The 24,236-nt window shown below is 39.2% G+C and carries 21 protein-coding genes and 1 other annotated feature (1 of these 22 cut by a window edge); of the genes, 20 read left to right on the top strand and 1 reads right to left on the bottom strand.

The annotated features are described in order from the left end of the window. A complete protein-coding gene (gene pyk, locus BABA_RS21645; protein ID WP_007087387.1) occupies nucleotides 1-1,764 on the top strand; it encodes a pyruvate kinase in 1,764 nt (587 codons plus the stop codon). Nucleotides 1,765-1,800: 36 nt separating this feature from the next. Here the strand turns inward: pyk and ytvI are convergent, their stop codons facing one another. Next, a complete protein-coding gene (ytvI, locus tag BABA_RS21640) occupies nucleotides 1,801-2,916 on the bottom strand; it encodes a sporulation integral membrane protein YtvI (RefSeq protein ID WP_007087386.1) in 1,116 nt (371 codons plus the stop codon). A 189-nt stretch (nucleotides 2,917-3,105) separates the two neighbouring features. On the opposite strand from ytvI, the gene BABA_RS21635 reads away from it, so the two are divergent. From BABA_RS21635 to thrS, 19 genes are all read left to right on the top strand, one after another. Further along, on the top strand, nucleotides 3,106-3,579 hold the full coding sequence (locus BABA_RS21635; protein ID WP_211214211.1) for a DUF441 domain-containing protein: 474 nt from the start codon (nucleotides 3,106-3,108) through the stop codon (nucleotides 3,577-3,579). 289 nt (nucleotides 3,580-3,868) lie between these two features. Next, nucleotides 3,869-4,987, top strand: a complete 1,119-nt coding sequence (citZ, locus tag BABA_RS21630) for a citrate synthase (protein ID WP_007087384.1) — start codon at nucleotides 3,869-3,871, stop codon at nucleotides 4,985-4,987. Between the two features lie 133 nt (nucleotides 4,988-5,120). Then, complete coding sequence (gene icd, locus BABA_RS21625; protein ID WP_007087383.1) at nucleotides 5,121-6,389, top strand: NADP-dependent isocitrate dehydrogenase; 1,269 nt, start codon at nucleotides 5,121-5,123, stop codon at nucleotides 6,387-6,389. Between the two features lie 98 nt (nucleotides 6,390-6,487). After that, a complete protein-coding gene (gene mdh / locus BABA_RS21620; protein ID WP_007087382.1) occupies nucleotides 6,488-7,426 on the top strand; it encodes a malate dehydrogenase in 939 nt (312 codons plus the stop codon). 95 nt (nucleotides 7,427-7,521) lie between these two features. Then, entirely contained in the window at nucleotides 7,522-7,998 is a 477-nt protein-coding gene (locus BABA_RS21615) for a MaoC/PaaZ C-terminal domain-containing protein (protein ID WP_007087381.1), read from the top strand. A gap of 249 nt (nucleotides 7,999-8,247) precedes the next feature. Further along, a complete protein-coding gene (locus BABA_RS21610) occupies nucleotides 8,248-8,964 on the top strand; it encodes a response regulator transcription factor (protein ID WP_007087380.1) in 717 nt (238 codons plus the stop codon). Further along, nucleotides 8,961-10,373: a two-component system histidine kinase PnpS gene (pnpS, locus tag BABA_RS21605; protein ID WP_007087379.1), complete on the top strand. Its 1,413-nt coding sequence runs from the start codon at nucleotides 8,961-8,963 to the stop codon at nucleotides 10,371-10,373. The genes BABA_RS21610 and pnpS overlap by 4 nt, the downstream gene beginning before the upstream one ends. A gap of 8 nt (nucleotides 10,374-10,381) precedes the next feature. Continuing rightward, nucleotides 10,382-13,030 (top strand): DNA polymerase I, encoded by a 2,649-nt coding sequence (polA, locus tag BABA_RS21600; protein ID WP_040347238.1) that lies wholly within the window; start codon nucleotides 10,382-10,384, stop codon nucleotides 13,028-13,030. 25 nt (nucleotides 13,031-13,055) lie between these two features. After that, nucleotides 13,056-13,883 carry a DNA-formamidopyrimidine glycosylase gene (mutM, locus tag BABA_RS21595; RefSeq protein ID WP_007087377.1) on the top strand — a complete coding sequence of 276 codons (828 nt, stop codon included), beginning with the start codon at nucleotides 13,056-13,058 and terminating at the stop codon, nucleotides 13,881-13,883. Nucleotides 13,884-13,970: 87 nt separating this feature from the next. Continuing rightward, nucleotides 13,971-14,606 (top strand): sporulation membrane protein YtaF, encoded by a 636-nt coding sequence (gene ytaF, locus BABA_RS21590; protein ID WP_007087376.1) that lies wholly within the window; start codon nucleotides 13,971-13,973, stop codon nucleotides 14,604-14,606. A 20-nt stretch (nucleotides 14,607-14,626) separates the two neighbouring features. Then, nucleotides 14,627-15,232 carry a dephospho-CoA kinase gene (coaE, locus tag BABA_RS21585; protein ID WP_007087375.1) on the top strand — a complete coding sequence of 202 codons (606 nt, stop codon included), beginning with the start codon at nucleotides 14,627-14,629 and terminating at the stop codon, nucleotides 15,230-15,232. Between the two features lie 175 nt (nucleotides 15,233-15,407). Continuing rightward, nucleotides 15,408-16,439 carry a glyceraldehyde-3-phosphate dehydrogenase gene (locus BABA_RS21580; protein ID WP_007087374.1) on the top strand — a complete coding sequence of 344 codons (1,032 nt, stop codon included), beginning with the start codon at nucleotides 15,408-15,410 and terminating at the stop codon, nucleotides 16,437-16,439. Between the two features lie 366 nt (nucleotides 16,440-16,805). Continuing rightward, on the top strand, nucleotides 16,806-17,180 hold the full coding sequence (gene speD, locus BABA_RS21575) for an adenosylmethionine decarboxylase (RefSeq protein WP_007087373.1): 375 nt from the start codon (nucleotides 16,806-16,808) through the stop codon (nucleotides 17,178-17,180). A gap of 102 nt (nucleotides 17,181-17,282) precedes the next feature. Then, on the top strand, nucleotides 17,283-17,669 hold the full coding sequence (locus BABA_RS21570; protein ID WP_007087372.1) for a hypothetical protein: 387 nt from the start codon (nucleotides 17,283-17,285) through the stop codon (nucleotides 17,667-17,669). 77 nt (nucleotides 17,670-17,746) lie between these two features. After that, nucleotides 17,747-18,208: a transcriptional regulator NrdR gene (gene nrdR / locus BABA_RS21565; protein WP_007087371.1), complete on the top strand. Its 462-nt coding sequence runs from the start codon at nucleotides 17,747-17,749 to the stop codon at nucleotides 18,206-18,208. 59 nt (nucleotides 18,209-18,267) lie between these two features. Continuing rightward, nucleotides 18,268-19,659, top strand: a complete 1,392-nt coding sequence (locus BABA_RS21560) for a replication initiation and membrane attachment family protein (RefSeq protein ID WP_007087370.1) — start codon at nucleotides 18,268-18,270, stop codon at nucleotides 19,657-19,659. A gap of 12 nt (nucleotides 19,660-19,671) precedes the next feature. After that, the gene (gene dnaI / locus BABA_RS21555) at nucleotides 19,672-20,598 is read left to right on the top strand and encodes a primosomal protein DnaI (RefSeq protein ID WP_007087369.1); all 927 of its coding nucleotides are present in this window, start codon (nucleotides 19,672-19,674) and stop codon (nucleotides 20,596-20,598) included. 141 nt (nucleotides 20,599-20,739) lie between these two features. Continuing rightward, a complete protein-coding gene (ytxC, locus tag BABA_RS21550; RefSeq protein ID WP_007087368.1) occupies nucleotides 20,740-21,621 on the top strand; it encodes a putative sporulation protein YtxC in 882 nt (293 codons plus the stop codon). A gap of 512 nt (nucleotides 21,622-22,133) precedes the next feature. Further along, on the top strand, nucleotides 22,134-24,068 hold the full coding sequence (thrS, locus tag BABA_RS21545) for a threonine--tRNA ligase (protein WP_007087367.1): 1,935 nt from the start codon (nucleotides 22,134-22,136) through the stop codon (nucleotides 24,066-24,068). A gap of 164 nt (nucleotides 24,069-24,232) precedes the next feature. Continuing rightward, nucleotides 24,233-24,236: a sequence feature (ribosomal protein L20 leader region), on the top strand (it continues 125 nt past the right edge of the window).

The raw sequence follows: 24,236 nt of genomic DNA, 5'->3' as shown, positions 1-24,236 counted from the left end.
ATGTTACGTAAAACAAAAATCGTTTGTACTATTGGTCCTGCTAGTGAAAGCGTAGAAAAATTAACTGAATTAATCAATTCGGGAATGAACGTTGCCCGTTTAAATTTTTCCCACGGGGATTTTGAAGAGCATGGTGCACGGATTCAAAATATTCGTGAAGCAGCAAAGTTAACTGGAAAAACGGTAGCGATTCTGCTCGATACTAAAGGACCAGAAATTCGGACAAATAACATGGAAAACGGTGCGATTGAGCTGAAAGCCGGAGAAAATGTGATTGTATCCATGACTGAGGTGGAAGGAACCACTCAGAAATTCTCTGTTACATACAATGAATTGATTGATGATGTCCATGTAGGCTCCAAAATTCTTTTGGATGATGGATTAATTGGACTTGAAGTCACGGAAATAGATAAGTTAGCAAATGAAATTCACACGAAAATATTAAACACTGGCACCTTGAAAAATAAAAAAGGTGTGAACGTTCCGGGTGTATCGGTTAATTTACCGGGGATTACCGAAAAGGACAGACAAGATATTCTGTTTGGTATAGAACAGAGGGTTGATTTCATCGCCGCCTCTTTTGTCCGCCGTGCAAAAGATGTTTTAGAAATCCGTCAGCTTTTAGAAGAAAACAATGCAACCTATATCCATATTATCCCTAAAATTGAAAATCAAGAAGGCGTGGATAACATCGATGAAATTCTTGAAATTTCTGATGGTCTGATGGTTGCCCGCGGAGACCTTGGTGTAGAAATCCCGGCTGAAGAGGTTCCACTTGTGCAGAAGATGTTAATTAAGAAATGTAATTCACTTGGAAAACCTGTCATAACGGCAACTCAAATGCTTGATTCGATGCAGCGCAATCCAAGACCAACTCGTGCTGAGGCGAGCGATGTCGCCAATGCCATTTTTGATGGTACAGATGCGATCATGCTTTCAGGTGAAACGGCTGCTGGTCTTTACCCTATGGAAGCCGTACAAACGATGCATAATATCGCTTCAAGAGCTGAACAGGCTTTAGATCATAAAGAGATTTTATCAAGCCGCCGCAAAGATACAGACCATAATCTTACGGATGCAATTGGTCAATCTGTTGCCCACACAGCATTAAATCTTGAAGTAAAATCAATTATTACACCAACTGAAAGCGGTCATACGGCAAGAATGATTTCTAAGTATCGCCCGAAGGCAGCGATTGTGGCAGTGACAGCAAATGAACATGTCTGCCGCCGTCTACAGCTTGTTTGGGGTGTATATCCGCAGCTTGGGAGAATTTGTACAACAACTGATGAAATGCTTGATATCGCTGTTGAAGAGAGCTTAAATAGCGGGATTGTGAAGCACGGCGACTTGGTTGTCATCACAGCAGGTGTTCCTGTGGGTGAAGCAGGCACAACTAATTTAATGAAGATTCATGTTGTCGGTGATATCCTTGCTAAGGCACAAGGAATTGGCCGCAGATCTGCATTTGGAAAAGTGGTGCTTGCCCATGATGCCAAAGAGGCTTTGGAAAAAGTAAAGCCGGGTTCGATTCTTGTGACGATTGGTTCAGATCGTGATATGGTACCTGCAATTGAAAAATGTGCTGCCCTTATTACACAAGAAGGCGGTTTAACAAGCCATGCGGCAGTAGTTGGTCTAAACCTCAGCATTCCAGTGATTGTTGGCGTAGACAATGCTTTAGAATTGTTTAAAGAGGGTCAAGAAATTACAGTAGATGCAGCGAGAGGCATTATTTATAACGGCCATGCTAGTGTACTATAAGAAAAACGTCAGCTCCGAATGAGAGCTGACGTTTTTCTATGCCTCTTTTCCTTTAATAAATGCCCAAACATCGTGAAAGACATTTGCCCGGTAAAGAGTACTGATTACAACGAGCGTAACGGGGCCAATAATTAGGCCTAAAAAACCGATCAATTTAAATCCGACAAATAAGGAAATAAGTGTCGCCAATGGATCGAGGCCGATATTTGATGAAAGGATTTTTGGCTCCATGATTTGCCGTTGAACGAGGACAATGATATACAGAACACCTAATCCTAATGCAAGGCCTGTATTGCCGCTAATAGCTGCATAAATAATCCAAGGGACAAACACAGCACCAGTACCAAGGTATGGAATAATATCGACAATACCTGTTGCTAATGCGATGGTAATTGCATAATCAACTCTTAAAATCAAAAGACCAATTAGGATAATCACAGTTGTAATTGAAATGAGCGTAACTTGTGCTTTAATAAAACCGAATAATGCCTTTTTTAGGTCAATAAAAACGGTTCTGCCGCTCCTTTTTGCCTTTTCGGGTAAAAGTCTTCCTCCCATCGCCGATAGGCGATACCAATCTTTACTGATAAAAAAGGTGGCTAATAACGAAAAGATAAGAACCGTCGCAGCATTTGGAAACCAAGATAAGATATTGGGAATATTCCCAAATAGATTTTTAATAAATGTTCCAATCGTTGTGCCAACTCTTGTCCCAACGTTTTGAATATTTCCGATGATGGTATCCTTCTGACCGGCATCAAGCTTATTAAATACACTTGTTAATTGATTGTATAAGGGGATGATTTGAGCCGTAAAATAATCCTCGATATAATTAATTAAAGTATTAAGATGTTCTGGAACGACTTTTGCTATATAGGCTGTGCCGGAGACAATTTCCGCGACTAATAGCGTCACTAACCCTGCAAACAAAGCAAAGATAATGACAAGTGCGATAAGAACAGAGAGCACACGCGGCATTTTTGCCCTTTTTTCAAGAAAGTTTACTAGCGGGTTAATCATAAAGGCAATAATAAGTCCAATTAAAAATGGATAGGTTATGGTTGACAAAAAGTAAAATAGGTAGAGTGACAAAACAACTGCCCCAATGACAAGTAAGAATCGTAAGGTTTGGTATATGTACTTAGGATTCAAAAGCAGCCCTCCTTCATATAAAATTAATAGTCTTAGTTTAACATTTTATGAGTGAAACTGCATAATTTTCCAATTTTATGCCTTTAATTATTATTACTAACACTGGATGGATAAAGGTTCATTTATTCAGTGGTTAACGCTATTTTTATTATGAAATAATATATTATGGTACGATAATTTTTGACAAGGATGGTGAAAAGGTTGCAAAGTGAGCCAATATTATTTCTATTACTATTATTAGTGATAGGCTTAATTGCCAAAAATAGTTCATTAATGGTTGCTATCGGGGTATTACTTGTATTGAAAGTCGGTGGATTGGATGCAAAATCTTTTTCATTTTTACAATCAAGGGGAATAAATTGGGGAGTCACCGTGATCACCATTGCTGTTCTAGTTCCAATTGCCAGCGGCGAAATAGGATTTAAAGATTTATCGGGTGCTTTTAAAACACCATTTGCGTGGATAGCCCTTATTTCCGGAATGTTAGTTGCTATGCTTGCGAAGGGTGGGGTAAAACTTCTTGCCGATGACCCGCAAATTACAACGGCATTAGTGCTAGGAACTATTCTTTCTGTTTCTATTTTTAAGGGAGTGGCGGTTGGGCCACTAATTGGAGCGGGAATCGCCTATACAGCCATGAGAATTTTTAGTTTTTTTAGCTAGATTTTTTGTAAAATAATATTTTTTTTGTATTTTTATACTTCTTTTCGTTCACAAAAATTTGATAATTGTTTATAATAGGCTTGTAAGCGTATCCTTTTTTACATAAACCATATATATATGCGTAATTAATTGTAAAATACTTTTTAATGGTGAATGAAAGGCATTCACACTGTTTGTGGATCTCCCGAGCAATCGCTCAGTCATTTTTATAGGAATATCGCTAGTTAGCAATTTTTCTTGATTGCAAAAAGAATATTGGGGAATTTAGAAAGTAAAGGAGAGATTTATGATGGCAGTAAAACAAGGACTAGAAGGAATAGTGGCAACAACTTCCTCCATTAGCTCAATTATTGATGATACGCTAACATACGTTGGCTATGATATTGATGATTTAGCTGTAAATGCTAGCTTTGAAGAGGTAATCTATTTACTTTGGCATCGCAAATTGCCAAACGCAGAACAATTAGTTGAATTGAAACAAGAACTGGCTGAAAACTACGCATTGCCACAAGAAGTGATTGAACACTTTAAGATGTACCCAATTAAAAAAGTGCATCCGATGGCGGCACTCCGTTCAGCAGTTTCTCTGCTAGGATTATATGATGACGAAGCGGATTTAATGGACGAGGCAGCCAATTATCGTAAAGCAGTTCGTCTTCAAGCAAAAATGCCAGCGATTGTAACAACCTTTGCACGTGTCAGAAAAGGACTTGATCCAATCGCGCCAAGACAGGATTTAAGCTTTGCTGCGAATTTCTTATACATGCTAACAGGTAAAGAGCCGGATGCAATTGCTATTGAAGCAATGAACAAGGCACTTGTATTACATGCAGATCATGAATTAAATGCATCAACATTTACTGCACGTGTGTGTGTAGCAACGCTTTCTGATGTATACTCCGGTGTAACAGCCGCGATTGGCGCATTAAAAGGACCATTACACGGTGGTGCAAACGAGGCAGTAATGAAAATGCTTACCGAAATTGGCACACTTGAAAATGTGGATCCATATATTCGCGGGAAGCTTGAAAACAAAGAAAAAATCATGGGCTTTGGTCACAGAGTATACCGTAAAGGGGATCCTCGAGCTAAGCATTTAAAAGCAATGTCCCAAAAATTAACCGAGCTAACTGGCGAACCACATTGGTACGATATGTCTGTCAAGATTCAAGACATCGTGACTGGTGAAAAGAATCTACCGCCAAACGTGGATTTCTATTCTGCCTCTGTATATCACAGCTTAGGTATTGACCATGACCTAATGACACCAATCTTTGCAATTAGCCGTGTATCTGGATGGCTTGCACATATTTTAGAACAATATGAAAACAATCGTTTAATCCGTCCACGGGCTGAATATACTGGTCCTGGAATGCAAAAATATGTTCCAATCGAGCAAAGAGGATAATAGTTTACTTTTATTCGAAAAATTGTTTCAATAAGATAGAATGTAAAGGTTAGGGGTCCTGCTCACTAACCTTTGATTCAGTCTTTTGATATACTACGAACAAGTTTTTTACATAATAGGAGGGGGAACAACTATGCTAGGCGAAAAAATCACGGTTAAAGACGGAGTATTACAAGTACCAAACAATCCAATTATCCCATTTATTGAAGGGGACGGTATCGGGCCAGATATTTGGGCTGCTTCTGAAAGAGTTTTAAATGCAGCAGTTGAAAAAGCCTATAAAGGCGAGCGTAAATTAGTATGGAAAGAAGTTTTAGCTGGAGAAAAAGCTTTTAACCAAACAGGTGAATGGCTTCCGTCTGAAACTCTTGATGTAATCAATGAATATTTGATTGCTATCAAAGGACCTTTAACAACCCCTGTCGGCGGCGGTATTCGTTCCTTGAACGTGGCACTTCGCCAAGAATTAGATTTATTTGTCTGCTTACGCCCTGTAAGATGGTTTGAAGGCGTTCCATCACCAGTTAAGCGTCCACAAGATACCGATATGGTCATCTTCCGTGAAAATACTGAAGATATTTATGCCGGAATCGAGTATGAAAAAGGTACTGAAGCAGCTAAAAAGGTAATTGATTTCTTACAGAACGAAATGGGTGTTAAGAAGATCAGATTCCCTGAAACTTCAGGTATCGGTATTAAGCCTGTTTCTGAAGAAGGTACAACTCGTCTTGTGCGAGCTGCCATTAATTATGCAATCAAAGAAGGCCGTAAATCCGTTACACTCGTGCATAAAGGAAATATCATGAAATTTACTGAAGGCGCGTTTAAAAACTGGGGCTATGAGCTTGCAGAAAAGGAATTTGGCGATAAAGTCTTTACTTGGGCTCAATATGATCGCATTAAAGCTGAGCAAGGGTCAGATGCTGCGAATAAGGCACAATCCGATGCAGAAGCTACTGGAAAAATCATCGTAAAAGATGCGATTGCTGATATTTTCTTACAACAAATCCTTACTCGCCCACGTGAGTTCGATGTAGTGGCTACAATGAACCTAAACGGTGACTTCATTTCGGATGCACTTGCAGCGCAAGTAGGCGGTATCGGAATCGCTCCAGGAGCTAATATCAACTATGAAACAGGACATGCCATCTTTGAAGCAACACATGGTACTGCACCTAAATATGCAGGTCTTGATAAAGTGAACCCATCTTCTGTCATTTTATCCGGTGTTTTATTGCTTGAACACTTAGGCTGGAATGAAGCTGCAACTATGGTGATTAAATCAGTTGAAGAAACAATTGCTTCTAAAGTTGTCACATATGACTTCGCGCGCTTGATGGAAGGTGCAACAGAAGTTAAAACATCCGAATTTGCTAATGAATTAATCAAAAATATGAAATAAAAGCTTTAAGCGGATGCGCATAGCGCTGAAGTGGTACTTGGGCTGTTTGTTCTCGAGACAGCTCAAGTATGAGTTTACATAAAAGGGGAGAGCTTAAAATGTCATTAAAACGTAAAAAGGTTTCTGTAATCGGCGGCGGATTCACTGGTGCTACAACTGCATTTTTACTTGCTCAAAAAGAACTTGGAGACGTTGTTTTAGTTGATATCGCTCCAATGGAAAACCCTACAAAAGGTAAAGCGTTAGATATGCTTGAAGCCAGTCCTGTACAAGGATTTGATGCGAATATCACTGGTACTTCTAATTACGAAGATACTCGTGATTCTGATATTGTTGTCATTACGGCCGGTATTGCCCGTAAGCCTGGCATGAGCCGTGACGATTTAGTGCAAACAAATCAAAAGGTAATGAAAAGTGTAACGCAGGAGATTGTGAAATATTCTCCGAACTGCACAATTGTTGTATTAACAAACCCTGTTGATGCCATGACATACACTGTTTTTAAAGAATCAGGTTTCCCTAAAAATCGTGTAATTGGTCAATCAGGTGTTCTTGATACTGCTCGTTTCCGTACATTTGTGGCGCAAGAATTAAATCTTTCTGTGAAAGATGTCACTGGCTTTGTCCTTGGTGGTCATGGTGATGATATGGTACCGCTTGTACGTTACTCCTATGCTGGTGGAATCCCGCTTGAAACTTTAATTTCTAAAGATCGTCTTGAGGCAATTGTTGAGCGCACTCGTAAAGGCGGCGGCGAGATCGTTAACCTTCTAGGTAACGGCAGTGCCTATTATGCCCCTGCAGCTTCTTTAGTTGAGATGTGTGAAGCGATCCTTAAAGACCAACGCCGTGTATTACCATCCATTGCATATCTTGAAGGGGAATTTGGCTACGAAGGTATCTATCTTGGTGTTCCAACCATCCTTGGTGCAAATGGTATCGAAAAAATAATCGAATTAGATCTTACAGCAGACGAAAAAGCTGCATTAGATAAATCTGTAGAATCTGTTCGGAATGTAATGCAAGTATTGGCATAGTACTATGCTATGGAAATTCGGGGGCGTCTATGTGATGTCCCCGATTTTCTCTATCTTTTTTGGTGTAATCGCTTACAAAGGTGAGGTGAAATTTTATGCTTTTAGGAAAAAAGAGAAAGCAAGGGCGAAGAATTGAAGAAATTACCGTTGGTGAAAAATTATCATTAACGGAGAAAATTGAAGATAAGGATCTTCTTCTCTATCTAGGATTAACAGATGATGCTAATCCTCTCTATATTCAACATGATTATGCGTCACAAACTCCATTCGAAAAACCGATTGTTCCTAATATTATGCTAACAGGGATGATCACTTCTGCCATCTCAAAATATTTACCAGGGCCAGGCAGCCATATCATAAGTCAAAATTTAGAGTTCCCAAAACCAGTCTATCATTACGGAACGGTCGAGTTGTTGCTCGAAGTCATTGACGTGAATCATCATGATCATATCGTGGTGGTGAGTGTCGAAGGTTCCAATGAAAAAAAGGAAACAGTGATTAATGGGAAAATCAAAGTATGCCCGCCGCACAAGTTAGAAGAAATTCATGGGAAGGCATTGGAAAATTTTTAATAATAATAGAGTGGTTCATAAATCCCGAAGAGTTGAGAATCTCCACTCTTCGGTTTATAAAATCTCCTTTACATTCCTCATTACCGCATCTTCAATACTTTCCACACCCCCGCATGCATCTGCCATCCGAACAGAAACATGTCTATTTTGTTAACTTTTACAAAAAGTGAGCAGCCCATAAAACTAGATATTCTTTATTCCTTACCTATATAATGAAGGTAACTACGAAGGGCAAGGGTGTGGAATATTATGAAAAGTAAAATACTTGTTGTGGATGATGAACAGTCGATTGTTACGTTACTGCAATATAATTTGGAACAAGCAGGATTTGAAGTTTTAACCGCAATGGATGGTATGGAGGGGAAACAATTAGCTGAAACTGATGCGCCTGACATCATCGTTTTAGATTTAATGCTGCCAAGTTTAGATGGAATGGAAGTATGCAAGCAGCTTCGCCAAAAAAATATCATGACGCCCATTTTAATGTTGACGGCAAAAGATGATGAACTTGATAAAATATTGGGTCTTGAGCTTGGAGCAGACGACTACATGGTAAAACCATTCAGCCCGCGTGAAGTCATAGCCCGTGTGAAAGCTATTTTAAGAAGAACGCAAGTACAAACGGAAACAGCCGAGGAAAATGATACCACTGGAGGGCAAATCCAAATTGGGAAATTAACGATCTTCCCTGAAAAATATGAGGCTTTCTTTAAAGAAAATCATCTTGAATTAACACTAAAGGAATTTGAATTGCTTCTCTACCTTGCACAAAATAAAGGCCGGGTGTTAACACGGGATCAATTACTTAGCGCTGTTTGGAATTATGACTTTGCTGGCGATACTAGAATTGTGGACGTACATATTTCACATCTTCGAGAAAAAATAGAAGAAGAAACAAAAAAGCCTGTTTATATCAAAACCATTCGCGGCCTTGGTTACAAATTGGAGGAACCTAAAGGAGAATGACAAAGTTTCGCACAAGGATATTTATTATTTTAATTTTTTTAATGATTATCGTTTTAGTTGGATTAGGAATATTGCTTGGGCAGTTATTTAAATATGATTTTTTAGACTCACTTAATGAACAAATTAAAGTAGAAATGTGGTGGATTCTTACTATCGGACTAGGAATTGCGGTGATTGTCATCATCGTTCTTGGCCTCCGGATTACCACAAGGTATACGAAGCCAATAAAAGCGGCTACGGAAGTAGCCATAGAACTTGCACATGGAAACTACCGGGCCAGAACAAGAGTGGATCGTTTTGATGATGCGGGAATGCTTGGAACATCAATTAATATGCTTGCAGAAAACCTTCAAAAGCTTACAAAAGAACATGAAATTCAGCAAGACCGCTTAAGTGTTTTGATTGAAAACATGGGAGCCGGGTTGGTGTTAATCGATAGCCGCGGGTACATAAATCTCATCAATAAAGGCTATATTGAGATCTTTCATGTGAATTCGAAAGATTACTTAAATAAACTTTATTATGAAGTCATTGAAAATGAGGAAATTTGTCGGTTAGTTGCAGAAGTATTCCGGACTGAGCAAAACGCAAGTAAACAATTACTTCTTCCTTTTTTGATTGAACGTAGATATTTTGTTGTTTACGGTGTGCCGATTATTGGAACAAACAAGGTTTGGAAAGGAGTAGTGCTCGTATTTCACGATATTACGGAATTAAAAAGACTGGAGCAAATACGCAAGGATTTTGTGGCTAATGTTTCGCATGAACTAAAAACCCCGGTTACGTCGATTAAAGGGTTTACTGAAACCCTATTGGATGGGGCAATGGATAATCAAGAAACATTAGAAGCATTCCTTTCGATCATTTTAAAAGAAAGCGACCGACTTCAAACACTGATTCAGGATTTGCTCGATCTTTCAAAAATAGAGCAGCAAGGCTTTCAATTAAATCTGCAAGAAGTTGAGCTGCGTACGCTCCTAGAAGATGTAATTACACTCCTTACCGGGAAAGCAGAAGAGAAAAATATCCATTTTGAATTTTATAGCAACCGAAACCAAGTGATCATAAACGGTGATACAGATCGCCTAAAACAAGTATTTATCAACTTAATAGGCAATGCCATAACCTATACACCAGTTGAGGGGGATGTGAAAATCATTCTCTTAGAAAATGGAAAAAATGTTCGGATTCATGTAAAGGACTCGGGCGTTGGTATTGAGGAAGAAGAAATCCCGCGAATCTTTGAACGTTTTTACCGGGTTGACCGTGCAAGAAGCCGGAATTCAGGCGGGACAGGTTTAGGTTTAGCGATCGTGAAACATATAATCGAAGCGCATCACGGGAATATAAGCGTCAGAAGCACTGTGGGCGAAGGCAGTGAATTTATTATTGAACTGCAAAAGAATTAATTTTTTGGATGGTGAAGATATTGGAGAAAAAAAAGCTTGTACTGATTGACGGGAATAGTATTGCCTACCGTGCTTTTTTTGCCTTACCCCTGCTTAATAATGATAAAGGGATCCATACGAATGCGGTATACGGTTTTACGATGATGCTGATGAAAATTTTAGAGGATGAAAAGCCGACACATATGCTTGTTGCCTTTGATGCTGGGAAAACTACCTTTCGTCATAAAACTTTTACAGAATACAAAGGTGGCAGACAAAAAACACCGCCTGAATTATCAGAGCAATTTCCATTCATTCGCGAATTATTAGACGCTTACGGTATTTCAAGATACGAGCTTGAGAACTATGAGGCTGATGATATTATTGGCACCCTATCATTGACAGCGGAAAAGGATGGCTATGAGGTAAAAGTGATTTCCGGGGACAAGGATTTAACCCAGCTCTCATCTTCGACTACAACAGTCGGGATTACTCGGAAAGGGATTACCGATATTGAAGAATATACACCAGATCATGTGGCTGAAAAATACGGACTTACCCCAGAACAAATTATCGATATGAAGGGGTTAATGGGGGACTCCTCTGATAATATTCCCGGTGTTCCGGGGGTGGGGGAAAAAACCGCAATCAAACTGTTAAAAGAGTTTTCCACCTTAGAAAATCTGCTCAAATCAATTGATCAAGTTAGTGGAAACAAACTAAAGGAAAAGCTCACAGAATTTAAAGATCAGGCCCTAATGAGCAAAGAACTTGCCACAATTGAGCGCCAAGCGCCGGTGGAAGTGGATTTAGAAACGATTGCCTACGAAGGCTTTACAAGAGAAAAATTAGTTGGCATATTTAAAGAATTAGGGTTTCATTCCTTATTAGATAGGCTTGGTGAAGATACATCTGTAATCGAAGAGCAAGCACTGGAAGAGGTTGAATATGTGATTCCGGATGAAATAACGGACGATATTTTTGCTGACACCAATTATTTATATGTAGAAATGCTCGATGATAATTATCATTTTGCCGAAATTATCGGTTTTTCGCTTATAAATGAAATAGGGCATTATTACTTGCCGACAGAACTAGCAATCCAATCTGCAGCCTTTAAAAAATGGGCGGAAGATGAGGGGAAAAAGAAAATCGTTTACGATGCAAAACGATCTGAAGTTTCCTTAAGGAGACGGGACATCCATTTAAAAGGCTCTAACTTTGATATATTAATGGCTTCCTACCTTATTAACCCATCGGAAAATATTGAGGATTTAGCTGCAATTGCGAAAAGATATAATATCCACAATATCCAATCAGATGAATCATTTTATGGCAAAGGAGCCAAACGGAAGGTTCCGGAGACGTCTAGACTTGCCGAGCATCTTGTTCGTAAAGGTCTTGCAATGTATGACCTGAAAGAAAAACTGGAAGATGAGTTAAGAAAAAATGAACAATATGAATTGTTTACAGAGCTGGAAATGCCGTTATCACTTATATTGGCTGATATGGAATCATGTGGTATTAAAGTAGAGCAGGAACGACTCCAGATGATGGGGAAAGAACTGAATGACCGTCTTATCGAAATTGAAGAGAAAATATGTGAATTAGCTGGTGAAAAATTTAATATCAATTCCCCGAAACAGCTGGGAGTTATTTTATTTGAAAAATTGGGCCTGCATTCCTTTAAGAAAACAAAAACAGGCCATTCAACATCCGCGGATGTATTAGAAAAATTAGCCGATGATCACGAAATCATTGAACATATTCTACTGTACAGGCAGCTTGGAAAGCTTCAGTCCACCTACATTGAGGGGCTGTTAAAAGTAATTGATCCTAAAACAGGAAAAGTTCATACAAGGTACCAACAAACCTTAACTGCAACAGGCAGATTAAGTTCAATTGATCCGAACCTGCAAAACATCCCAATTCGCCTTGAAGAAGGACGAAAGATTCGCCAGGCCTTTGTTCCATCAGAAAAAGGCTGGGTGATTTTTGCAGCGGACTATTCGCAAATTGAACTTCGTGTGCTTGCGGATATTGCCGGTGATGAAAAATTGATACAGGCCTTTAAGGATGACATGGATATTCATACGAAAACAGCGATGGAAGTCTTCCACGTTGATAAGGATGAGATAACCTCAAATATGAGACGCCATGCCAAGGCAGTTAATTTTGGGATCGTATATGGTATAAGCGATTATGGTCTTTCTCAATCATTAGGAATCACTAGGAAAGAAGCCGGTCAATTCATTGACCGATACCTTAATAGCTATCCTGGTGTAAAGGAATACATGGATGACATCATTCACTCGGCAAGGCAAAAAGGATACGTCTCAACTTTATTGCACAGAAGAAGATATATTCCTGAGATTACGAGCCGTAATTTTAACATCAGAAGTTTTGCCGAAAGAACGGCAATGAACACACCTATTCAAGGCAGTGCTGCTGACATCATAAAAAAGGCCATGATTGATATGGACGAAGCGTTAAAGGACAAGGGCTTAAAAACGCGCCTATTGCTTCAAGTACACGATGAATTGATTTTTGAAGCGCCTGAAGAGGAAGTGGAGATCCTCAAAAAATTAGTCCCTGACGTAATGGAGAATGCGCTTGAATTGAAGGTGCCATTAAAAGTAGACTACTCCTATGGTCCAACATGGTTTGACGCGAAATAAAATACAGCAAAGGGGGATGCTGGTTTTGCCAGAACTTCCTGAGGTTGAAACAGTTCGAAAAACATTGAAGAAATTAGTTGTTTCTAAAACAATTGAAAACATAACCGTTTACTGGCCAAAAATCATAAAAAACCCCTTAGAGGTTGAGCAATTTATTGACGCTTTAAAAGGGGAAACCATTGTTGATGTCGGCAGAAGAGGGAAGTTTTTAATTATTTATACGGGAAATTATGCATTAGTCTCTCACTTGCGAATGGAAGGCAAATATGGGCTTCATTCAAAGACGGAACCGTTTGATAAACATACACATGTGATTTTCCATTTTACGGATGATACGGAATTAAGATATCGGGATGTCCGGAAATTCGGAACGATGCACCTATATAAGAAGGGCGAGGAATTTATAAAGCCGCCGTTGATTGATCTTGGACCGGAACCTTTTTCAAAGGAATTTACTGAAGAATATTTGGCTGAGAAGCTTAAAAAGACATCGAGGAAAGTCAAACCTGCGTTACTTGATCAGAAGCTCTTTGTTGGGCTGGGTAATATTTATGTGGATGAGGCACTTTTTCGGGCTGGAATCCACCCTGAACGTTTAGCAAATACGCTAAATGAAAAGGAAATTACCGGCCTTCATCGAGAAATTGTCGCAACATTAAGCGAAGCGGTGAAAAAAGGCGGCAGCACGATTCGCTCCTATGTGAATTCTCAAGGAGAAATCGGCATGTTTCAACTTGAATTATATGCTTACGGACGAAAAGGGGAGGCCTGTAAAAAATGCGGCACTCCTCTTGAAAAAATGACTGTTGGGGGCAGAGGAACACATTATTGTCCAACATGTCAAAAGCTTTAATGAAACCAAAGTAGATTCTTATTAACTTTGGATGGGCTCCTTCCATATACTATCATAGTGATTTTGGAGGAAGGAGTCAGAGATCATATGGTTCACTTGTTCTCGCTACTCGTATTAGCTTTTGCACTCAGTCTTGACAGCTTTAGTGTCGGGTTTACCTATGGATTGAGGAAAATGGTCATGCCGATTAAGTCAATTTTGATTATTGCAACATGCTCGGCCGTCTCTTTAATGATAGCTGTGTCAATTGGACACGGACTAGAAAGGGTGCTCTCGCCGGCTGTTACCGCAAGCCTCGGAGGATTCATTCTAATCGCCCTTGGCGCCTGGGTATTGTACCAATTTTTCCGTCCCGAAAAAGAAAAAGAAATTTTAAAACATGAAAAAACAATTGTGAATTTTGAAATACGCTCCCTTGGAATCGCCATTAATATCCTGAAAAAGCCAATGTCTGCTGATTTTGACCAATCAGGTACGATTACAGGGATTGAAGCACTAATGCTGGGATTTGCCTTATCGTTAGACTCATTTGGAGCAGGAATTGGCGCAGCGATGCTTGGTTACTCACCATTTTATTTAGCCATTACTGTTGCAATTATGAGTTCGTTATTTGTTCTCTTTGGGATCAAAAGCGGAACCTTCTTTCATAAGTTTGAATGGATTCAAAAATTTACTTTTTTACCAGGGATCTTATTAATAATAATTGGAATCTGGAAAATTTAATCGACTGAAAGGAAACAACCATGTCACTAGTTATTGGTTTAACAGGCGGAATTGCAAGTGGAAAAAGCACAGTTTCAAACATGTTTAAAGAAATGGATATTACAGTGGTCGATGCAGATGTCGAAGCACGCCTTGCGGTGAAAAAAGGAGAACCTGCATACAATAAAATCATTGCTGAATTTGGCACGGGAATCCTAATGGAGGACGGGGAAATCGACCGTCCAAAACTCGGCTCGATTATTTTCCATCAAGCAGAGAAAAGACAGCTCTTAAATGAAATTACCCACCCAGAAGTCCGGAAAAGAATGAGAAATCAAATAGACAATGCAACAAAGAAAAATGAAGATGTGGTAGTACTCGATATTCCTTTATTATTTGAAAGTAAACTAACGGGTATGGTAGATAAAACCATTCTTGTATTTGTAGACAATGAAACACAATTGCAAAGATTAATCGAGAGAAATAACTTAACAGTTGAGGATGCTGAAGCAAGAATCCGTTCCCAGATGCCACTATCTGAAAAAGTGATGCTCGCAGATGTGGTAATTAATAATAATGGAACAATCGGCGATACTAGGAAACAGCTCATTGAAGTTTTAATAAATTGGGAAATTGAAGTGAAATAATCGAAATATGAGAAGGGTTACCTTAGGGGACTCTTCTTTTTTTATCCTTTAGTTATCAGAATTATTAAATATTTTAAAATCCGCTATTTATTCATCACAATTAAACCTAAATATGTTATACTAATTGCAATAATACAAGTTAACAGTATAACACTAATGCGGAAGGGGCCGTAAAATGAAGGCGAGAATTGCGATTAATGGATTTGGGAGAATTGGAAGGATGGTTTTTCGAAAAGCAATCCTTGAAAATAAAATGGAGATTGTAGCTATAAATGCGAGCTATCCAGCAGAAACATTAGCACATTTACTTAAGTATGATACGAACCATGGGCCATTTCAGGGCGATGTCATTCCTTTAGATGATGAACTAGTCGTGAATGGGAAAAGAATTAAACTAATAAGTAAGCGGAATCCAGAAGAGCTTCCTTGGAAAGAGCTTGGGATTGATATTGTCATTGAGGCAACAGGAAAGTTTAATGATAAAGAAAAAGCAGCCCTGCACCTGGTAGCTGGAGCCAAAAAGGTACTCTTGACTGCGCCAGGGAAAAATGAAGATATTACAATTGTTATGGGTGTTAATGACGAAATGCTGGATATTACAAAGCATGATATTATTTCCAATGCATCATGTACAACTAACTGCCTTGCACCTGTTGCAAAGGTGTTAGATGAAAAGTTTGGAATTGAGTGCGGGTTAATGACCACCATTCACGCGTATACAAATGATCAAAAGAACATTGATAACCCGCATAAAGATTTACGGAGAGCTCGTGCATGTGGACAATCTATTATTCCTACCACAACAGGCGCTGCGAAAGCGTTATCACTTGTGCTGCCGCAGTTGAAAGGAAAATTACATGGAATGTCACTTCGAGTACCTACTCCGAACGTTTCACTTGTAGACTTAGTAGTTGATCTAAAACAAGATGTAACTGTTGATGAAATTAATCACGCATTTATTGAAGCGTCTAATGGACCGTTACAAGGTATTCTAGATTTGACAATGGAACCATTGGTTTCTGTTGATTTTAATACAAATGAACATTCTGCGATTATCGATGGACTTTCCACCATGTTAATGGGAACAAGGAAAGTGAAAGTTTTAGCCTGGTACGACAATGAGTGGGGTTATTCATCACGTGTTGTCGAGCTGGCCTTATATGTTGGTGAGGAAATTGCGAATGCCTCAAAGGTAAAGGTTGGATAATGTCAAAAGTCATCGAAAAAAAGCTGTTAAATTGAACAGCTTTTTTTTATGAACCGGGTTGTACCATTAAGGGCTTTTGCGCATAATATAGTCTTAGCGAAAGAATCATTTATCGCAAAATATAATGAAAATGTCCATGAGCGGTTGTTACGAATGAATCAAGTGAAAAAACTATTTTGATAGGTTGCAAAAAAAATATAAACAAAGTATACTAGTCATCGTGAACTTCTTGAAATTAGGTAGCGATTAATTACTTAAAGGGTTAGGACCTCTTTGGACTAACTTTCCCCCGTGGTAGTTAGAAGATACCGTCAATAACAGGATTTCAAGAAACCATCATAAAAGGTTAAAGGGGGAAAAATGAATATGGAAACAATGGGACGTCACGTAATCTCAGAACTTTGGGGTTGCGACTTTGAAAAATTGAATGATATGGATTTTATTGAAACAACTTTTGTCGAAGCAGCTCTTAAATCAGGTGCGGAAGTTCGCGAGGTAGCATTTCATAAATTTGCTCCACAAGGTGTCAGCGGTGTTGTCATTATTTCTGAATCACACCTAACCATCCACAGCTTTCCTGAACATGGTTATGCCAGCATTGATGTGTATACATGCGGTGATTTAAACCCGAATGTGGCAGCGGACTATATTGCTGAAGCATTAAATGCCGAAACACGTGAAAATATCGAGATTCCACGTGGAATGGGTCCTGTACATGTAAAGCAGGCAAAAGTACTATAATATTAAAAAAATTAGCTTAGAGGTGTACCAATTGTACACCTCTTTTTATATTTTACGGGAACTGTAGTAAAATAAGATATAAGAGATATTTGGAGGGGTATTATGGGTATTTTTACGCGGTTTAAAAAGCAAATTGAAACATCAGACCAAAACACGGACGATTCCTTGAAAACGCATTATTATAAAGCGACTTTTAATCAATTATTTCAATCGGTAGAAAAGATTTTCCATGATGATGCTGATTGTCAGGTCATAACCGTATCTAAGGATCATGGAGAAATTGCTGTGGAAGTTAAAAAACCAATCCCGTGTTTCTTGATTATAACGGTTGTTTCAGTTAAATCGATGGAAACAGCAGTTGATTTTAATATTTCATCGGAGAAATTTTCATTGGTAGGCATAAATCCCGTTTTGAAAACACGTATTACCGCTTATTACAAGCGGATTGGCCAATTACATAATCTTATTGGAATTAAAAAAAACTCGTAACACTTCTACTTGTACAAAGGGCTGCTTTTTTATAAGATAATGATAAGGATTTTGTCGGATTTGGAGCTGATTAAACAATGAAATGCCCTTCATGTCAAAACTATGGTACACGTGTCCTTGATTCCCGGCCTGTTGATGAAGGACGTGCCACACGGAGAAGGCGAGAATGCGAAGAATGCGGATATCGTTTTACCACTTTTGAGAAGATAGAAGAGATTCCCTTAATTGTGGTGAAAAAAGAAGGTACGAGAGAAGAATTCAGCCGTGATAAAATACTCAGGGGCTTGATTAAGGCGTGTGAAAAACGTCCTGTGGCTTTAAAGGAGTTAGAAGATATTACCCACGGTGTCGAGAAGGACCTTCGCAGTCAGGGGATTTCTGAAATCAAAAGTGATGCTGTCGGCGAAATGGTGATGGACAGGCTGGCACATGTTGATGAAGTCGCATATGTGAGATTCGCCTCAGTTTATCGTCAATTTAAGGATATTAATGTATTTATAGATGAATTAAAAGAATTAATCAAAAAGGAAAAATCTTAACCGAGCTAAAGGGTCTGTCTTTGGCTCTTTTTTCACTAACGAGGGAGTGTTGGAATGATATGGCGCAGCATTGGCAGGAAATTCTTCCTATCGACCGGTATATTGTAGCGGCCAATGGGCTCTTACATGAGTATGACCGTAAAGTGCTGACGTTTTTATATCAGCCCTTGATAGGGTCAACTTGTTTTAGTTTGTATATGACTCTTTGGGCGGAGCTTGAGGAAAACCGGCTCTGGTCTGAATCTTCCACACATCATCTATTGATGAACGTAATGGAAATGAATTTAAAGGATATACATGAAGCACGATTAAAATTAGAGGGCATTGGTTTATTAAAGACCTATGTAAAAACGGATGATGGGGATCGTTCCTTTATTTACGAGCTTAATCCTCCATTAAATCCTGAGCAATTCTTTTTAGATGGGATGTTAAATATATACCTTTACAGGAAGATTGGCAAAAACCATTTTGCCCGGTTAAAACGGTTCTTTACTGTCCAGCAAAAACCGGAGGAAAAAGAATACCATGATGTGACGAGGGCTTTTCAGGATGTGTTTGCATCGGCTGCGCCAGGGAGTCTGCAATACCTTCAGGATGTTTCAGAAAATATTGAAGAGGCAGGGGAAAATAGTCAGTTTATTGGCCGGAATGAATCAAATCCTATTCAAATTGATAAGGGTTCGTTTGATTTTGATTTGTTAGAAGCGGGTCTAAATGAATCCCTAGTCCCTAAAAAAGCACTAACATCAAAAGTAAAGAATGTGATTAGCAATCTTGCATTTCTATATAATATTGATCCCATTGAAATGAAAAATTTTATATTAGGTGCGATAAATCCGAATGATGAAATTGATATTGAAGACTTAAGAAAAGGTGCTCGTGATTGGTATCAATTTGAGAATTATGACCAGTTGCCGAGTCTTATTAACCGTACCCAGCCGGCCGCTCTTCAAACCCAATTGACCGAACCGAAAACACCTGAGGAAAATCTAATTCGATCATATGAAACAACCTCACCGCTAACCGTTTTTAAAGAGATCTCAGGTGGTGTAGAACCGTCTGATGCTAATTTAAAAGTTTTGGAAGAAGTTATGATTAAATACAAACTTCCACCGGGTGTGGTAAATGTTTTAATTGATTTTGTCATGAGAAAGACAAAAATGCAATTTTCAAAAAACTATGTGGATGCCGTCGCCAGCACTTGGGCGCGGCTGCAAATAAAAACGGTGAAGGAAGCAATGGAGCTCGCCAAAAATAATGAAACCGCTCAGAGTGAAAGCAAGAAGGCTAGAACAAGAGGGAATAAAAAGCCAATTCGAACTGAGTTAATCCCCGAATGGTTTGAAGAAAGTCCGAATACACCGGTTAAAGATCCTTCCCACGAAAACAAGACCGAAGACGAAGAGAAAAAGCGGGCGATTGAAGAGAAATTAAAAGCTTTTAGGAAGTAGGATGTGAATCGTATGGAAAAGATAAATAAAACCTTACAGCGGCTTGCCTCGAATCAGAATTTTCAAAAGCGCTACGAGGAGCAACGACAGAAAGTCTTGCAAAATCGGGGGATTCAAGTATTTTTAACTGAGCATGAAGATGATATAACGCAGGAAATAGTTGAAAAAAGCATGAGTAAATTATACGAGTACACGAACCAAAGCCATGATTGTGACCGCTGTGAAAGTCTTGAAAAATGTATTAACTATATGAAGGGATATCATCCTGAATTAGTTCTATCGCGAAATTCGATTGATGCAGTCTATAAGCGGTGTAAGCGAAAAGTCATGGCAGATGAGAAAAAGAAAAATGAAAAGCTCATCAAAAGTCTTTATGTCCCACGGGATATTCTCGAGGCGACATTTGAGGACTTTGAAGGGGACACAGGCCGGCTTGATGCGGGCGATAGGGCCGCAACTTTTTTAATGAATTATGAAGAAGGTAAAAAAGCGAAAGGTCTCTATTTATACGGGAAATTCGGTGTTGGTAAATCGTATATATTAGGGGCAATCGCCAATGAACTGGCTAGAAAACAAATTTCATCGATGATTGTCTATGTTCCGGAATTACTGCGGGAAATGAAAAGCTCCATAGCCGACTCAACACTAAATGAAAAAATTGAAGCATTGAAAAAAGAACCTATTTTAATGCTTGATGACATTGGTGCTGAAGCCATGTCGAGCTGGACACGGGATGAAATTCTCGGCCCAATTTTGCAGTTCCGGATGCTTGAAAGCCTGCCGACCTTTTTTACCTCTAATTTTGATTTTAAGGGGCTTGAGCATCACTTAACATACAGCCAGCGCGGTGAAGAAGAAAAGATGAAGGCCATGCGAATTATGGAGCGAATCCGAACCTTAAGCGAGCCTGTGCTCGTAGATGGCAAAAATCGTAGATAATAAACTATGTTTAGGATTGTCGTACTAAAACGGCGATCCTTTTTTTATTTTAATGAAAAAGCCTTGGTCTGCTAACTTCTATTTTGGCCTTGTCCCCCATATATATTTAAAACAGAGATTTGACAAAAAGGGGGGATTTGGTTGGCGGAAATCATCTTCCAAGGCAAGCTGGATGCACAAAGATTTTATAGCCACTTGCTGAAGTATGTACCATATAATCCAGAAAACGAAACTATTCTTCTAATTGAAGATCGACATATAGTAAAAATTAAAGATAGCGAATTATCCGTTGATATTTTCGAAGCACTGAAAACGGCCTTTTATGATTTTATTACAAAAACAAAACGAAATGACTGGTTTAGAGAGATTATCAAGGATCATTTTTATTATGAGGATCTAGAAGAGCAACAGCAAATCATGGAAATCATTTATTCTATACTTGAGGGTCAAAGAGAAGACCTAGCCATTTTTTTAAAAGAAACAAGCGAGGAGCTTGATATGATTAAAGCTGCCATCAGCCATGTATTTCAGGATCATGTTTCTTTATCATTTGATTCGTTTCATAAATTTCGTTTGCGTCCCTATCTTCAAATGCTTGAAGGCTATGTGGAGCTTGCCATTGATGAGTATAAAATGGAGCAGGAATATCAAATGTTTGTGCAAATGCTAAGAGATTTTTTGATGAATCGGGAACCGAAAATGGAGAGTCTTCATTTATTATTTGATGAGGAAGTTACTTTTTTCAATGAGCAGTTAATGGAGATCAAAAGAGGAGAATTAACAAAAATGATTGATCGCAAATTATTAGTGAATCATCCTGTTTATGTCGACTCTGCCTCGATTGCGCCACTTTTATCGCTGGCACCGACCTCTATTTTTATTTACACAAAAGACCCGAACGACCCGCTTGTAAGAACCATCAAAAATATCTTTGAAGAACGGGTAACCTTTAAAACCTTTGCGGCACTCCGTGAGTTGAGGAAATCGGCAGCGGATTATAAATCCACCGAAAATCATGCATAAAAAATAAAATTATGGCAATAGTTAGTTTTGTGTACCTTGATTTTTTATTTTGTTCTGATTATAATAACGTACATAGCATTTATTATAGTAAAAGTAATGATAAGGACAACAGTATTTCTTTACGGTTTTTTAGAGAGGGAGATCACCGGCTGAAAATCTCCTAACACGGAAAAGATACTTACCACCTTTAAACTTCAACTGTGAACGCTTCATGTTTGATGGAGTAATTAATGGTTGACGGTCTACAGCCGTTACCTGACCAAAGTCATTTTCAGTGGAGCATGCTGAAAATAAAAAATTGGGTGGAACCACGTGTTTTCAAAACTCGTCCCTATTCCAGGGGCGGGTTTTTTTATTTTTTATTAGAAAAGCGGAAGCGCCTTGCTCAGGGGCGACAGGCATAAGACGAGCCGGCATGAAGGTTGTTTTTTAACCTTCAGGACGGATTGGCTTATGACCCCGAGCCCCTAGGCGCTGAAGCTGGACACTTTAAATTAAAAGGAGGAATTGTTATGTCAGACGTTGTTAAGATTTCGTTTCCTGATGGGGCAGTAAAGGAGTTCGCGCGGGGAACAACAACGGAAGATATTGCCGCTTCCATCAGCCCGGGCCTAAAGAAAAAAGCAATTGCGGGCAAATGGAATGGTCAATTGTTTGATCTTCGCCGTCCGATCAACGAAGACGGATCTATAGAAATTGTTACACCTGAATCAAGTGACGCGTTGGAAGTTTTGCGCCATAGTACAGCACATTTAATGGCTCAAGCGGTCAATAGACTTTATCCTGATGTAAATCTTGGTGTAGGTCCTGTCATTGAAGGCGGATTTTATTATGATATGGATCTTGAGGTTTCCTTAACACCAGAGGATCTTCCGAAGATTGAAAAGGAAATGGCGAAAATTGTTAATGAAAATCTTGAAATTATCCGCAAAGAAGTAAGCAGGGATGAGGCAGTTCAGCTATTTAAAGAAATGGATGATCCCTATAAGCTTGAATTAATCGAAGCGATTCCAGATGGAGAAACAGTAACACTTTATCAGCAAGGTGAATTCGTTGACCTGTGCCGTGGAATCCATGTTCCTTCTACTGGGAAAATTAAAGAATTTAAATTATTGAGCATTGCCGGTGCTTATTGGCGCGGCAATAGTGACAATAAGATGCTGCAGCGTGTGTATGGAACTGCTTTTTTCAAAAAAGAGGATTTAGCAGAGCACCTTCGTTTGCTTGAAGAAGCGAAAGAGCGTGATCACCGTAAAATTGGCAAAGAATTGAGCCTGTTCACCAATTCCCAATTAGTTGGGCAAGGACTACCGTTATGGCTTCCTAAGGGTGCAACCATCCGCCGTATTGTAGAGCGCTATATTGTTGATAAAGAAGTTCGCCTTGGTTATGACCATGTTTATACTCCAGTGATGGGTAGTGTTGACCTTTATAAAACTTCTGGCCACTGGGATCATTATCAAGAAGACATGTTCCCAGTCATGGACATGGACAATGAGCAATTAGTCCTTCGTCCGATGAACTGCCCGCACCACATGATGGTGTATAAAAACAGCATTCACAGCTATCGTGAACTGCCAATTCGGATTGCGGAACTTGGTACGATGCACCGCTATGAAATGTCAGGAGCATTATCCGGATTACAGCGTGTTCGCGGCATGACGTTAAATGACGCTCACATTTTTGTTCGTCCAGATCAAATTAAGGATGAATTCAAACGGGTTGTGAACCTTGTTTTAGCCGTCTATAAGGATTTTAACCTTACTGATTATTCTTTCCGTCTTTCCTACCGTGACCCCGAGGATACTGAAAAGTATTTTGACGATGATGCGATGTGGGAAAAAGCGCAAGGCATGCTGAAAGAAGCAATGGATGACCTTGGACTTGATTATTATGAGGCAGAAGGGGAAGCTGCTTTTTACGGTCCAAAGCTTGATGTTCAGGTGAAAACGGCACTAGGTAAAGAGGAAACTTTATCTACTGTTCAATTAGACTTCCTACTTCCAGAGCGCTTTGATTTAAATTATGTCGGTGAAGACGGCAAACAGCATCGTCCAGTTGTTATCCACCGTGGTGTCGTGTCGACAATGGAACGATTTGTAGCCTTCTTAATTGAAGAATACAAAGGGGCATTCCCTACATGGCTCGCTCCGGTGCAAGTTCAAGTCATCCCTGTATCACCTGGAGCGCATTATGATTATGCGAAGCAAGTGCAGGAGCAGCTGCAAAACGAGGGCTTCCGTGTTGAATTGGATGGCCGTGATGAAAAAATCGGCTACAAGATCCGCGAAGCGCAAATGCAAAAAATACCATATATGCTTGTTGTCGGTGACAAAGAGGTTGAGGATCAAGCGGTCAACGTCCGCAAATATGGTGAACAAAACTCAGAAACAAAGCCATTCACTGACTTTCTTGCAGCACTTAATGCTGAAGTGAAAAGAGGATAAGATAATGAAAGAGAGGTCCGCCTCTCTTTTCTTTTGAAAAAAACTATTGAATAATATTTGGTTTCTTGCTACAATAAATTTCGTTGTCATCAAGGAAATAGTTCGTTTGACATCGCGTCTTTGTTTATGGTATAGTTACTAAAGTGAAAATTGAATATTATTTTTGGG

Origin of the sequence: Neobacillus bataviensis LMG 21833, from assembly GCF_000307875.1 — a bacterium.
Taxonomy (GTDB): Bacteria; Bacillota; Bacilli; order Bacillales; family Cytobacillaceae; genus Neobacillus; species Neobacillus bataviensis.
Note: the sequence above shows the minus strand (reverse complement) of the source record. Positions and strands in the feature narration are given on the sequence as shown.